This window comes from Winogradskyella thalassocola (assembly GCF_900099995.1).
Taxonomy (GTDB): Bacteria; Bacteroidota; Bacteroidia; order Flavobacteriales; family Flavobacteriaceae; genus Winogradskyella; species Winogradskyella thalassocola.
The window spans coordinates 476,208-489,987 of sequence record NZ_FNCZ01000001.1; the positions used below are offsets into that span (position 1 = coordinate 476,208).

At 33.7% G+C, this 13,780-nt stretch carries 14 protein-coding genes; 11 read left to right on the forward strand and 3 right to left on the reverse strand.

What is annotated here, in order from left to right; all coding sequences use genetic code 11:
• The first annotated feature begins 70 nt into the window (after positions 1-70).
• The 4 genes from BLT80_RS02005 (at position 71) to BLT80_RS02020 (ending at position 3,399) form a co-directional block, all read left to right on the forward strand.
• The gene (locus tag BLT80_RS02005) at positions 71-841 is read left to right on the forward strand and encodes an EI24 domain-containing protein (protein ID WP_092465911.1); all 771 of its coding nucleotides are present in this window, start codon (positions 71-73) and stop codon (positions 839-841) included.
• The gene (locus BLT80_RS02010) at positions 841-1,386 is read left to right on the forward strand and encodes a GNAT family N-acetyltransferase (protein WP_092465912.1); all 546 of its coding nucleotides are present in this window, start codon (positions 841-843) and stop codon (positions 1,384-1,386) included. Before BLT80_RS02005 ends, BLT80_RS02010 begins: the two co-directional genes overlap by 1 nt.
• 659 nt (positions 1,387-2,045) lie before the next feature.
• Complete coding sequence (gene hemF, locus BLT80_RS20235; RefSeq protein ID WP_092466861.1) at positions 2,046-2,948, forward strand: oxygen-dependent coproporphyrinogen oxidase; 903 nt, start codon at positions 2,046-2,048, stop codon at positions 2,946-2,948.
• A gap of 64 nt (positions 2,949-3,012) precedes the next feature.
• The gene (locus BLT80_RS02020; RefSeq protein WP_092465913.1) at positions 3,013-3,399 is read left to right on the forward strand and encodes a YchJ family protein; all 387 of its coding nucleotides are present in this window, start codon (positions 3,013-3,015) and stop codon (positions 3,397-3,399) included.
• A gap of 53 nt (positions 3,400-3,452) precedes the next feature.
• Here the strand turns inward: BLT80_RS02020 and BLT80_RS02025 are convergent, their stop codons facing one another.
• A complete protein-coding gene (locus BLT80_RS02025) occupies positions 3,453-4,298 on the reverse strand; it encodes a hypothetical protein (protein ID WP_092465914.1) in 846 nt (281 codons plus the stop codon).
• Positions 4,288-6,090: a DEAD/DEAH box helicase family protein gene (locus BLT80_RS02030; RefSeq protein ID WP_092465915.1), complete on the reverse strand. Its 1,803-nt coding sequence runs from the start codon at positions 6,088-6,090 to the stop codon at positions 4,288-4,290. The genes BLT80_RS02025 and BLT80_RS02030 overlap by 11 nt, the downstream gene beginning before the upstream one ends.
• 109 nt (positions 6,091-6,199) lie before the next feature.
• Between BLT80_RS02030 and hemB the strand changes: the two genes are divergently transcribed.
• The 3 genes from hemB to BLT80_RS02045 all read left to right on the forward strand — a co-directional run bounded on the left by hemB (position 6,200) and on the right by BLT80_RS02045 (position 9,406).
• On the forward strand, positions 6,200-7,192 hold the full coding sequence (hemB, locus tag BLT80_RS02035) for a porphobilinogen synthase (protein WP_092465916.1): 993 nt from the start codon (positions 6,200-6,202) through the stop codon (positions 7,190-7,192).
• A 124-nt stretch (positions 7,193-7,316) separates the two neighbouring features.
• Positions 7,317-8,210, forward strand: coding sequence for a hypothetical protein (locus BLT80_RS02040; protein WP_092465917.1), 894 nt, complete (start codon positions 7,317-7,319; stop codon positions 8,208-8,210).
• A gap of 788 nt (positions 8,211-8,998) precedes the next feature.
• On the forward strand, positions 8,999-9,406 hold the full coding sequence (locus BLT80_RS02045; protein WP_092465918.1) for an Lrp/AsnC family transcriptional regulator: 408 nt from the start codon (positions 8,999-9,001) through the stop codon (positions 9,404-9,406).
• Between the two features lie 37 nt (positions 9,407-9,443).
• Here BLT80_RS02045 and BLT80_RS02050 read toward each other — a convergent pair whose 3' ends face one another.
• Entirely contained in the window at positions 9,444-10,172 is a 729-nt protein-coding gene (locus BLT80_RS02050; RefSeq protein ID WP_092465919.1) for a GLPGLI family protein, read from the reverse strand.
• Positions 10,173-10,308: 136 nt separating this feature from the next.
• On the opposite strand from BLT80_RS02050, the gene BLT80_RS02055 reads away from it, so the two are divergent.
• Genes BLT80_RS02055 through BLT80_RS02070 form a run of 4 tightly spaced genes read left to right on the forward strand, consistent with a single transcriptional unit; the run spans position 10,309 to position 13,765 of the window.
• Positions 10,309-11,427, forward strand: a complete 1,119-nt coding sequence (locus BLT80_RS02055) for a CNNM domain-containing protein (RefSeq protein WP_092465920.1) — start codon at positions 10,309-10,311, stop codon at positions 11,425-11,427.
• Between the two features lie 8 nt (positions 11,428-11,435).
• Entirely contained in the window at positions 11,436-11,924 is a 489-nt protein-coding gene (locus BLT80_RS02060; protein ID WP_092465921.1) for a methylated-DNA--[protein]-cysteine S-methyltransferase, read from the forward strand.
• A gap of 5 nt (positions 11,925-11,929) precedes the next feature.
• The gene (locus tag BLT80_RS02065; RefSeq protein ID WP_092465922.1) at positions 11,930-12,577 is read left to right on the forward strand and encodes a DUF6498-containing protein; all 648 of its coding nucleotides are present in this window, start codon (positions 11,930-11,932) and stop codon (positions 12,575-12,577) included.
• A gap of 48 nt (positions 12,578-12,625) precedes the next feature.
• Positions 12,626-13,765: a serine hydrolase domain-containing protein gene (locus tag BLT80_RS02070; protein WP_092465923.1), complete on the forward strand. Its 1,140-nt coding sequence runs from the start codon at positions 12,626-12,628 to the stop codon at positions 13,763-13,765.
• Positions 13,766-13,780 lie beyond the last annotated feature (15 nt).

Sequence of the window (13,780 nt, forward strand, 5' to 3'; positions counted from 1 at the left end):
TAATTCTCTATTATTGTAACTTAGAACACCTTTTAACGTCTTTTAAGTGTCGTCAACTAAAAACAATAATATGATCAATAACATATTAAAAGGGATACAAGCTTATGCAGGGTCCTTCGCTTTAATTTCAAAATTAAAACTTTGGAAATACTTCGCCATTCCTATACTTATTAGTGTTGTAACCGCTGTAATGATTGGGTTGTCTGCTTACGGATTATCAGATAATATCGGTCGTTTTATTGCCAGTATTTGGCCTTGGGATTGGGGAAAAGAAACCTTTACTGCCATCTCAACATTTATTGGAGGCATCATCGTAATTGCCATAGGCTTAATTTTGTACAAACACATTATAATGGCATTATCTGCGCCATTTATGAGTCCGGTTTCAGAAAAAATTGAAGCACATTTAACAGGTGTAGAACAACACAATCACAGAAACACATCGTTTAAAGACCAGCTGTGGCGAGGCATAAGAATTAATATCCGGAATTTAGCCAAAGAACTATTAGTTACAATTCCTATTTTGCTTTTAAATTTTATCCCGTTAATTGGTAATATCGCTTCGTCTGTCTTATTATTTTTAGTCCAATCCTATTATGCTGGTTTCGGTAATATGGATTACACTTTAGAACGTCATTTTAAATACAGAGAAAGCATTAATTTTGTTGGAAGACACAAAGGAATTGCTATAGGAAACGGTATTGTTTTTATGCTCTTTTTATTGATTCCGGTTGTCGGCGTTATTCTTGTTTTACCATTGAGTGTTACAGCGTCTTCTGTGAATACTGTAAAGCTATTAGAACAGGAAAAAGCTCTAAACCAAAATAGCCTCACAGTATAATGGTTGCTAAATTCGATACATTTGAAATCAATCCGATACACGAAGGCGACGCCTGGAGAATTTGTGATTTGTGTGTTGCCAATGAAGATAGACTCAAACGTTATTTTCAAAAAACTTTAGAACAGAATTTAAACCCAACCTTATCTCAACTATTTGTTGAAAAGATGGTAAAGCAGTTTGAAGAAAAAGAAACGTTTCTATTTACATTAAAACATACTGAAACCAGAGAACTCGCAGGACTTATTTACATCAAGGAACTCGATTGGAATATAAAACAAGGAGAATTTGCCTACTGCATTGGCTATCCTTTTGAAGGGCAAGGCTTAATGTCTGGAGCTATTAATCAACTATCTCAACATGCTTTTACTAGTTTAGGTCTAGAAACACTTCAGATTATTGCTCATAAAGGTAATTTACCGAGCGTAAAAGTGGCTTTAAAAAATGATTTTAAATGGGTTAAAACCTTGACTAATGAGTATACACCAATTGGTGAACAGCCTTTGGATATGGAATTGTATGAGTTAAATAACCAAAACACACGCTAAGACCTTGCAGGTTTTTAAAACCTAGCAGGTCAATCCTACACTTAATTCAAGACTAAATTTGTAATACAATGGAATTACTAAAAAAAGACAATTACTATCATATTTATAATCGTGGTATCAATAGTGAAACTGTTTTTCAAGACGACAACAATATGTCTTATTTTCTCAAACTTGTTGAGAAATACCTAATTCCAAAAGTTAACATTCTAGCTTACTGTTTACTCAATAATCATTTTCATTTTGCTATTGAAGTCACAACAGACACCAAAGAAGTTAATCAAGCTTTTTCAAATTTATTTAATGCCTATACCAAAGCTTACAACAAGCAGAATTATAGAACAGGGGCTTTATTTGAAAGACCATTTAAAAGAAAGCACATTAAAGATGAAAATTATTTAAAACAACTCATTTTATACATACATAGAAATCCAGAAAATCATAATATTGTTGAAGATTTCAAATCTTATGAGTTTTCCTCTTTTAAATTATACAGTACTGAAAATACTACATTAATTAGCGAGAAAAAGCCATATATTATTGGGCTTTTTGATGCCTTAAAGAACTTCAATATAACACATAACAATAATACACCGAACGAATTAAATATGGAATACGATGATTCTAGACCTGCTGGGTTTGAAAAACCCGCTAGGTCTTCAATGAAAGACCAATTCTTCAAATACATACACCAATTACAAGACACTATTACCTCTAAACTAAAGGAAATAGACGGCAAGGCTAAATTCCAAGAAGACCTTTGGGACCGACCAGAAGGAGGCGGAGGAAGAACACGCGTTATTGAAAACGGTGCTGTTTTTGAAAAAGGTGGTGTAAACATATCTGGTGTTCATGGAAAATTACCCGACAGCATGCAGAAATATTTTGGTGTAGAGGATGCCGATTTTTTTGCTTGTGGATTAAGCTTAGTCTTACATCCTAAAAATCCAATGGTACCAACCGTACACGCCAACTGGCGCTATTTTGAAATGTATGATAACGAAGGAAATATTGTAGACCAATGGTTTGGTGGTGGACAAGATTTAACGCCTTACTATTTGTTTGAAGACGATGCGAAACACTTCCATCAAACTTGCAAAACGGCTTGCGACAAACACAACCCAGAGTTTTATGCTAAATACAAAGCGCGTTGCGATGAATATTTTTATAACGCACACCGTAATGAAGGTCGTGGTATTGGCGGTTTATTCTTTGATTATTGCAAAGCTACAGACGAGATGAGTATGCAAAACTGGTACGATTTTGTAACCGAAGTTGGCGATAGTTTCTTAGAAGCGTATGTTCCTATTGTTGAAAAACGAAAAGATTTAGACTACACCAAAGCGCAACGTGACTGGCAAGAAATTAGAAGAGGACGTTACGTAGAATTCAATCTCGTACACGATAAAGGCACCTTATTCGGATTAAAAACCAATGGTCGTATAGAAAGTATTCTCATGAGCTTACCGCCACATGTGCAATGGGTGTACGACCACCAGCCAGAAGCTGGAAGCGAAGAAGAAAAACTAATTAAAGTGTTACAAAACCCTGTAGATTGGGCTTAATTTAAACAGACCTTCAGACCTGCTAGGTTTTTAAAACCTAGCAGGTCTCTAAAAAATAGCAACAATGAATTGCCACTGCGGAACTACCAAAACCTACCAGGACTGCTGTGAAGTATTTCATCGCAACAACGGAAAAACAGAAACCGCCGAACAACTTATGCGTTCTAGATATTCCGCTTTTGTCATTGCCGATGGCGATTATTTAATGGCAACGCATCACAGCTCTACACGACCAACAAAAGAGAAAAAAGCGATTGTAAAATGGGCAAAATCTGTTCAATGGATACGACTTGAGGTTTTAGAAACCACAAAAGGAACTGAGAACGATACAGAAGGCACGGTAACCTTTAATGCTTACTTTTTTGAAAATGGAAACGTAGATGTTATTCATGAAAAATCAGCTTTTGTAAAAGAGAATGAGCAATGGTTTTACTTAGGCTTGAGTCGATAGCAAAAACTCAAACCTGACCTAGCAGGTTTTAAAAACCTTGCAGGTCTAACTTATCACTTCCAAACCATAACCTCTTTGGTTACTTCCTTAAAAGCATTATACACATGAAACAATCGCGCTTTTAAAAGCAGTTTTCGGCCTTCCACGCTTCGTGTGAAAACCAGTTTGTTTTTGCCTAAATACTGTTTCCAATGTTTTTGAAACACTAAGGCATTTTCTTTTTTATCACCAAACAATTCCGGAACTGGATAGAAATTTTCAACATCTAATCGCTTTCTGAAAAAATTCGTCTTTACAATTAAATATCTTGGCGATTCTATAGGTTCTAAAAGCTCAGTCAACGCTTTTGCGAATAGCGAATTTTCAAGCGCATTAGCACCAACCAAATTACAAACCACATCGCCTTTTCCTAATACATAAGAATTCACGTTTATACTAGCTCTACCCGAAGTGATATAACCCAATTCATCTAAAGTATCTAAAATGGCTAATCCCATTTTTCCAATTTTCTTATACAAATAACCATGACGAATGTAGAGTTTTGCAGCTTTCCACAGTTTATAGCCAAACACACCTATAAAGGCCGCTAAAAGCGCATATATAAAATAAAAAACACCACGTTGTAAGATGAGATGAAAACTTTGAGCAACAAACTCCACATAAAATAGCATCATGGTAAATAACAATTCGACTATAAAAAAGCGAAGCACATCAAAATAATAAATCTGTTTTTGAGCTTTAAAAGGACGTTTTCCTGAATGTAAAATCTTGACTTCTTTGGTTAGTTTTGTGCCTTTTCCGATGGCATTATTCCATTTTTCGGTGATGAGAATTCGTTTTGTAGCACGATTTATAGTGTCATCGTTCAAGGCTTCAATAGATTCTACATTAATTTTCATCTGGAATATTTAAGCGTTCAAAACCATTAGAAATAAACGAAATTGTACTGTTAGTAACACCTACAAAAGCTTCAAAACGGCGCTTTAAAGTATCGACTTCCTTTCCGCCATCTAAATCTGTTGGGTCCACGCAGGCCAAATGCCAAATGTTTCCGGTTTTGTTGGGTGAATTGGCATCTTTTCTGATTGCTCTTCCTCGCATTTGATTAGAAGACACAAAAGATCCTATAAAAGACGCTAGAATTAAACTGTTAATAGATGGTGCGTCCCAACCTTCACCTAACAAGGATTTTGTACCAATGAGCACTTTAATGTGTCCCGATTCAAAAAGTTGAGTGATAATACTTACAATGGAAATTTTTGGCTTTCCTTTTGGACTCACCAACAAAAATGACGCATCCATTTGTAATGGTGAAAATGAAAAATCACCCAATGTAGCAATCGTTTCAAAAGCAGTTAAAATAGATTGATGAATAATTACAATACTACCCGAAAGCACCGCTAATTCTTCAGGCTTATCACAAAAATGTCTTATATATTGAAAAATAGGAAGCACACCAATTTTATCGATGTCTTCTATTTCTTCAGTTTTGATATTTAAAAATTCTTTTCGAATATAATCTGTTAGAATCACGCATCTTAAATCTCGTTTTAAGCTTTCGCGTTCTGCCTTAACAATACTAACGATGCTTTTTAATTTACTTGGACTGTTAGATAAGGATTTGTAAAGCAGTTGTTCTCCAATAAAATCGACTGAATTTCGTTCAAAAACATGAAGCCGTCTTAGTCGTTTTTCTAAAGTTGAAACGTACTTTTCTTGCTCAATTAATTGTTCTCTGTCTGAAACTAAGATGTTCTGAAACAAAATACCAAGCCAATGTAAATTGAGTTTAGGAAACTGAATCAGTTCTTGTTTTTCAAAACCTAGAACTTCTAATTTTTGATGATCAATTTCAAAGCCACAGGCATACAAAAAGATAAGTATCGCAGAAAAATATTCCGTATTTGAATAGAGTTCATCCAAATGCCAATTCGGGTTTTTATAAAAACGATGTTCAATTAAAAAGTTAATGAAGGTTTCATCCTTTAATAATTCATCTTTAAAATCGGCTATATTTCGTCTGTAATCGACGATAAAATTTATCTCTAAATCTTCGGGTTTTGAGAAATAGACAAAATCTTGATGCGGACTTAAATCGCCTTCGCGCACCAAATCAGGAACCGCAATTTCATCATCAACCTCTCCACAAAGCGTAAAGTATTTAGACACCTCTGCTCTACTGCTATCGTAAGGTGGTGTTGCTGTGAGTGCCACGATATAGAACTCAGAATTCCGTTTTAAATCCATTAAGCAATTCCACCACGCATTTTTTAAATGATGGGCTTCGTCTAAAACTAAGGTTTCAATATTATGGCTTATGAAGAATTGGTAATATTCGGTTTTATCTTCAAACATTTTATAAAAGGCATGAAGCGATTGATAGGTAGAAAACGTAACATCGCTTGGCGATTTAATATCGAATGAATAGGCTTTAAAATCACAATTTTCAGTAAAAAAGGATTGTAAGCGGTCTTCCCACTGATTTCTTATAGTCAATGTTGGAGCAATAACTAATGTTTTCTTTCCTAATTTTCTAACGATTTCTAATCCTAAGATGGTTTTCCCAGAACCTGGAGGTGCAATAACATGAAAATGGTTATCCGCAATATGACTATTAAAATGCTTTAAAAGTTCAGCCTGATAACTTCTCCAAGGAAAAATAAATTCTAAATCATCTAAGGATTTGAGCACTCAGAAATGGGTTTTATTAGTTAACTTTGTGGTGATAAAAGTAATCATAATCCTCATACATTAAAACCTGTCAGGTTTTAGAAACCTGACAGGTCTAAAAGATATAATCATGTTTCCATTACGAAGAAATAGAAGACTAAGAACTAACGCGGCTATTAGAAGTTTAGTTAGAGAAAACTACATTACACCAAATGATTTTTTAGTACCACTTTTTGTGGTTGAAGGCAAGGGCGTAAAAGATGAAATTCCGTCTATGCCCAACTATTTTAGGTACAGTTTAGATTTACTTGAAGGTGAAGTCAAAGAATTATGGAACTTAGGTTTAAAAGCGGTGTTACTCTTTGTAAAAGTTCCGGATAATTTAAAAGATAATAAAGGTACAGAGGCATTAAACCCAAATGGATTGATGCAACGCGCTATTAAAACCGTAAAAAATGCTTGTCCGGATATGATAGTGATGACAGATGTTGCCCTAGACCCTTATTCTTCTGTTGGTCATGATGGTATTGTACAAAACGGGATGATTATTAATGACGAATCGGCCGAAGTGCTAGCAAAAATGGCCTTAACACACGCTCAAGCGGGTTCTGATTTTGTAGCACCTAGCGATATGAACGATGGAAGAACGTTACAAATTCGCCAATTATTAGAACAAGAAGGCTATAAAAACACTGGTATTATGGCTTATACTGCAAAATACGCGTCTTCGTTTTATGGTCCTTTTCGCGATGCTCTTGATTCTGCACCTGTGGATTTAGTGGATGTACCAAAAGACAAAAAAACCTACCAAATGGATTTTGGTAACCGAATAGAAGCGGTTAGAGAAACTCTAATAGATATTGAGGAAGGTGCCGATATTGTTATGGTTAAACCAGGCCTTTCATATCTTGATATTTTAAGAGATATTAAAAATGAAGTCAATGTGCCTGTGGCAGTTTATCAAGTCTCAGGCGAATACGCCATGATAAAAGCAGCAGCAGAAAAAGGTTGGCTTAATCACGACCAAGTGATGCTAGAAACCACGATGGCTTTTAAGCGTGCTGGTGCTGATATTATTGCTAGTTATTTTGCTAAGGATGTGGTAAAGCTTATAAATGGATAACGAAATAAATTAAGTCTAAAACGAATGATTTCGAATATCAACCAAGAAACTGTTAAAAATGTTATAGGTATATATCCAAGTATTATTTACTGCACTTGTAAAAGCTGCTAAAGTAAAATAAGCCATGAACAAGAATTGGAAAATACCATTAGCATTTATAATTTTGGCTTTATGTTTTAGTTGTAAAGATGAAAATAAATCAAGAATCGAAGAATTATCCGATTTTGAAATTCACTCTAATGAAGATTCTTTAAACATTAGAAATAATGAATTTGCGAACTATCCTATTGATGAAATTCATTCAAACTTTAAAACAACATATAAAGACTCTTTAGATTTGCTTCGTTTTTGGAGAAAATCAGCCTTTTCAACATTAGATACCATAAATGCTGACTTTTCAAGTTTGAAGATCAAAAAATTATTATCCGATTATTCTGACGGAGATAAGGGTATCACTCTAGGTAGAGTTTATACCTCGCCAGATAACCTGTTTAAAATAGTTATTGGACGTGGAGAATCTTGTGGTGCATACTGCAATCCTTATTGGATTTCCGAAATTGTATTCGCAAATGGACAAATCATAAATGACTTAAATTTTAAAGATATTGAGAACATTTATCTAATGCCTGATGGAAAATATCTAATAAAGGAAAAAAGCTTTGGCAGACCAGCAGCTGTTTATTCTGAAACAACAACATCGGCGACTCTAATATCATTTGAAGGGAATACTATAAATTATCACCGATTCAATTATAATTACCCGAAATACAACGAGATTCAAAACGACAGTATTTATAATCCAAGCGGAAAACTTTCCTTGTCTCAAGAACATTTTATTGAAACAACGCAATATCTAACTTTTAACAACAGCTCTAAAAAACTCTCATATGGCTATGCCACAGATTTTTCATATTGCTGTCAGATTGATTCAATATATGCTTATACAGGTGAATTTGAATATAAAAATGGGGAATTTGTGCACTTAACTGAACAAAAAAAATATATAAAAGTAGATTAATTGTTGTCTAAATGGATAATATTCACTCACTAGAAAACTCAATATGTTCCGTTTTTCGCAAGAACCACTCAAAATGATGTTGTTTCTGGTACAACAGGAGATATTCCTACAGAAGGAGAAGCTGTTAATTCGAAGGAGGCTCAGATGCAAGTTTTTAAACAGGTGATGGCGAATTCAATCAACTGATACAGCTAAATTAAGATAAATCATTCAACATTTATAATCAGCCGTTTTATGGTAAAGCGTATTTAGGTTTTAGCAATAGAACGAATGATTTTTCAGATCAAACCACAAGAGTAATAAAGTTTGGAACACCGTTAATTTAAAAAAATATTGGTGAATAGGAAGACAAAATACAACCCAATCCCTGCATAACGGCAATCTAAATGCTCAGAATTCTCAGGGCAGTATATTTGCTAATAATATTGAATATCTAGGTATCGGAGGAGAAGCCTCTTATTATATAACTAAAAAATTAGGAGTCTCATTAAATTATAGCTCACTTTTAAGTGGAAGAATTAGTGCCGCTAATCCATCAATTAGTGCAAGAGTATTTTTAGACATCAAATAGAAAAACACGTCAAACTCACATTAGAGTATCCCTTTTAATTACGCCCAAAATGTCGTAATTATTTTGAATACATAAAGCTAGTAATAGATGCTATTTTTGAAAAACATACTATAAACCCTCTTATCAAACCTTCATTGTTGATTACTAATCAAATTAATTTTACTATATTTAGTTTCGAATCAATCGAATAATAAACAAATTAATTTCGAAATTAAGAATGGACGACATTGACGAGAAAATTATAAAAATGTTAAGTGCCAATGCACGTGAATCTTTTGCTACCATCGGAAAATCTGTAGATTTATCTGCTCCTGCTGTTGGTAAGCGCGTGAAACAATTAGAAGAAAAAGGATTTATTTTAGGCTATTCACTTCGCGTTAATCATGAAAAATTCGGAGTCAATGTTAAGGCTTATATCAATCTGAAAATTCATCGATCTAGTACTTTAAGAACCGCCTACAATCAAATTAAATACTTAGATGATGTACAACGTTGCGATCGCATTACAGGAGAAGATAGTTTGTGTATTTTAGCTTATTTTAAAAGCAACAAAGATTTGGTGACTTTTTTAGAACGCATTTCCCAATATGGAGTTCCAAATACAAGTATCATTTTAGAAAGTTAGTACCATCTAAATATTGTTGATTTCCTCCTCTAATGATTTAATTATCCCCAAAAGGGTTACCACTAAACTTTATATACTCTTCTTGTGTTAATAACTCACCTTCCATAGGTTCTATGAAATCATCAGCTTCAGGATTATCAATATCAATTTTAACGACTGTCCATAGCAATACAATATCTTCAATTTCCATAATTAAACCTGGCAATCCATTAAAACCTCTTGGACCATGTTTCACAGGGATTTCTGGTGTAAACCATGCCTTTACTTTCTTATCGTTGCGTTTATCTATGGTTGCTAAATAGCATGTATAGCCATCTATAACTTTAGATTCTTCCGTAATAGTCCATTCTTTTGGTTTTTGTATGACTCTCCGCGTTGGACCCATTATAGCGTTTTGAGTAATACAATAATCACGACTCCAATCATTGTAATAGGTTGTACTTCCCCCTGCCATTATCCATGAAAGATTAACATTACTTGGGGAAATTATAAGTCCGTCACTGCCATTATTCCATCCAGGAATATCAATTTTAGGCTCTACATTATAAATTGCAATACTATCATTAAATATCAAATAGCCTTCAACGGGTTGCGATTCGTGCATCAATGCAAATACCTCATTCTGAGCATCTGTGTTTTCCTTATTTTCAAAAGGTTGCTCTATACTGTCCTTAATAATTTCAAGACGATAAGTTATTTTCCCTTTCAATTGTGCAGATAAGCCATATGACCCTAGTAAAACGATTATTAAAATTGTATTCCTCATAACTTTAAATTTACAATTTTTTCTTAACTTGTTCTTTTTGATTATTCACTATAACTTAGTAATAACTAAAAAAATAGCGCACTATAAATTAGTATTCATTTCGTAACTTTGTACATCTAAAAACTTCATAACATTAATGGGCTTACTCATTTTTTACGCTGTCATATCCATCTTTTTTTCATTTCTATGTTCTATTTTAGAAGCTGTGCTTTTAAGTTTAACACCAACTTTTCTCAATATTAAAAAGAAAGAAGGCAAAGCTTATGCTTTTGAATTAGAGGAATTAAAAAAAGATGTCGATCGTCCATTAATTGCTATTCTAACATTAAATACCATTGCACATACTGTTGGTGCCATCTTAGTTGGTGTACAAGCAAAAGTCGCTTATGTAGAAATTTATGGTACTACTAAACGCTCTATTTTAGGTTTTGAGTTTACAGAAGATATCATGGTTGCTGTTGTGTCTACGGTTATGACTATTCTAATATTAGTCGCTTCAGAAATTATACCTAAAACTATTGGAGCCACTTACTGGAGGCAATTATCTAATTTCACTGCAAAAGCTTTAAATATTTTAATATTTCCACTAAAATGGACCGGTATTTTATGGGTACTTCAATTAACAACAAAACTAATCGGAGGTAAAGGTCATGGTAGTATTTTAAGCAGAGAAAGTTTTGCCGCCATGGCAGATATTGCACATGAAGAAGGTGTATTTGAAGAAAACGAAAGTAAAGTCATTAAAAACTTATTGAACTTTAAAGAAGTACAAGCAAAGGATATTATGACTCCGCGTACAGTTATGAAAACTGAAAACGAGAGTATGACAATTGAAACGTTTTTTAAAGCCAATTCTAATATTCGATTTTCTAGAGTTCCTGTCTATACGGATGAATCTGATAATATTACAGGTTTGGTTTTAAAGGCTGAAGTTTTTAAAGAAATGGCACTGGGTAATGGTTCAAAATTATTATCTGATATTAAACGAAGCATTATTATTGTGAATCGTAGTTTACCAATTCCTACTTTATTTGAGCAACTGGTAGAAAGCCGAAATCACTTGGCTTTGGTTGTAGATGAATACGGTACTGTAAGCGGGTTAGTAACTATGGAAGATGTTATTGAAACACTTCTTGGATTAGAAATTATGGATGAAAGCGATAATGTATCTGACTTACAACTTTTAGCAAGACGAAGCTGGGAATCTAGAGCAAAACGTTTGGGTATAATTGAGAATGATAATCCGGAAAACTAAACCTTCTATTGGAACAGTCGCTTCTACAAACCTGCTATATTGAAACTCCACTTGGACATGCCAAAATTAGCGGAAATGAGAATGGTATTGCCTCTGTTTCAATCTTAGATTCGCAAGAAGAATTATCGGAAAGTATTCCTGAAGCATTATTAGACTGTGTGATTCAGCTTAAAGAATACTTCAACACTACTAGAAAAAATTTCGACTTAAAATTACATCCTGAAGGCACTGAATTTCAGAAAAAGGTATGGAAACAATTGGAAACTATTCCATTTGGTAAATCCATTTCATACTTACAATTATCAAAACAATTAGGTGATGTAAAAGCCATACGCGCTGCTGCTCGTGCTAACGGAAAAAATCCACTTTGGATTATTATACCTTGTCATAGAGTCATTGGAAGCGATGGAAGTCTTACGGGATATGCTGGTGGGTTGCATAGAAAACAATGGTTGCTAAATCACGAAAGTGAGTATAAACAACAGTCTTTATTTTAGACGTTATGAGTTTAGGACTAAAAAAATCTAGAATTGCCGAGATACTATCACTCATAGTACTAAGCATCATCACTATTATAGCTATTGTAAATAAACAAGTCAGTGTATTTTATATTATTTACTTGTTTTGGTTTGATGAGTTACTTAAAACTATTTTCGATTTTTTAAAAAGCAGATTTCAAAACAAAAATATTATTCATTTACAGCGCTACAAAGGCCTGGTAAAGAGTCGTTTTTTTATGCTTGGTATTTATCTTATTTTTATTCTTGTGTGTTTCGGAATCCTATTAGACTGGAATGATTCTGATATCGTTATAGGAAATTTCGAAGTGTTTTTCTTTAAAAATTTATGGTTTAATATAAGTGTTTTAGGATTTTTGGGACGTGAAATTGTTCAATATTATTACGACGACACCATACAACCATCAGCACACAATATCGTTTCTAAAGGAATGCTCACCCTTCACCTATCCATTATTTTAGGAGTTTTACTATGGTTTTTCTTCTCTAAGAACTGGGATAACGACATATTTAACTTAAGTGCTTATAATAGCACTTTAGCCATACTACCATTTGTAATTATCAAATTTGTTTTTGAAATTATGGAAATCAACGACAGACACAAATCAGTTAATACCTCATCTAAATTATAATCGTAGTCATAGGACTATGCCCTTTCATTTATTTATAAATTCTTACTTATGAAATTCATCAAAAAACTACTAAAATGGCTTCTCGGAATTATTGTCGCATTAATTATTGCTGCTTATATTTTTGATTATGATTACATCTTAAAAGGTGTCCGTGTTGTTTATTTCACAGGCCATTCTACAGCCTTTATTGACGATTACCCTTATTTTGAAAATGATACGATTAAAAAAGGTACAACAACGGATGCCTGGCCATTACACACAAAATACAATTCTGTAACTGCTACAGACAAGTTAAAAACAACAAATGATGAGTTTGGTACAGTTGCATATCTTATTATAAAAAATGATAGTATTTTCTATGAAAATTATGCTGAAGATTACAGTAAAGATTCTAAAACCAATTCGTTTTCAATGGCTAAAAGTATCACCTCAGCTTTACTTGGTAAGGCGATTATGGATGGCTATATAAAGAATTTAGATCAACCCATCAGTGATTTTTACCCGCAATTTAAAGGTACAAAAACAACTGTCGGCGACTTATCGTCTATGTCTTCTGGCTTAGATTGGGTAGAATCTTATACAAGCCCATTCTCTATTACGGCAAGAGCGAATTATGATGATGATTTAGCTGAAACAATTTTAAATCAGAAAGTCGTAAAAACGCCTGGCAAAGAATTTGAATACTTAAGTGGTAGTACACAATTGCTAGGTATGGTCATCAAAGAAGCCACCGAAAAACAACTAGCAACCTATCTTTCTGAAAGTTTTTGGCAACCTTTAGGGGCAGAAAATGATGCCTTATGGCAATTAGATGATGGCGACAATAAATTAGCAAAAGCCTTTTGCTGTATCTCTAGTAATGCTCGAGATTTTGCACGCTTTGGTAAGCTCTACAAAGACCATGGAAAATGGAATGGCAAACAAATACTAGATTCTACTTTTGTAGCCACGTCAACCCAATCTAGATTTAAAGGTCAGCCTTATGGTTATGGCTTTTGGGTAAGTGATTATAACAATAAACACACCTTTGCAATGATTGGTATTTTAGGGCAATATGTAATTACGATTCCTGAAGATAACGTCATCATTATCAGACTAGGACATCATAGAAGTCCTGAGAAAGTTAATTTTTTCCCTTCGGATTTTTATGTTTATATTGATGAAGCTTATGCGATGATGAAGAAATAGACTTATTTAGAATTA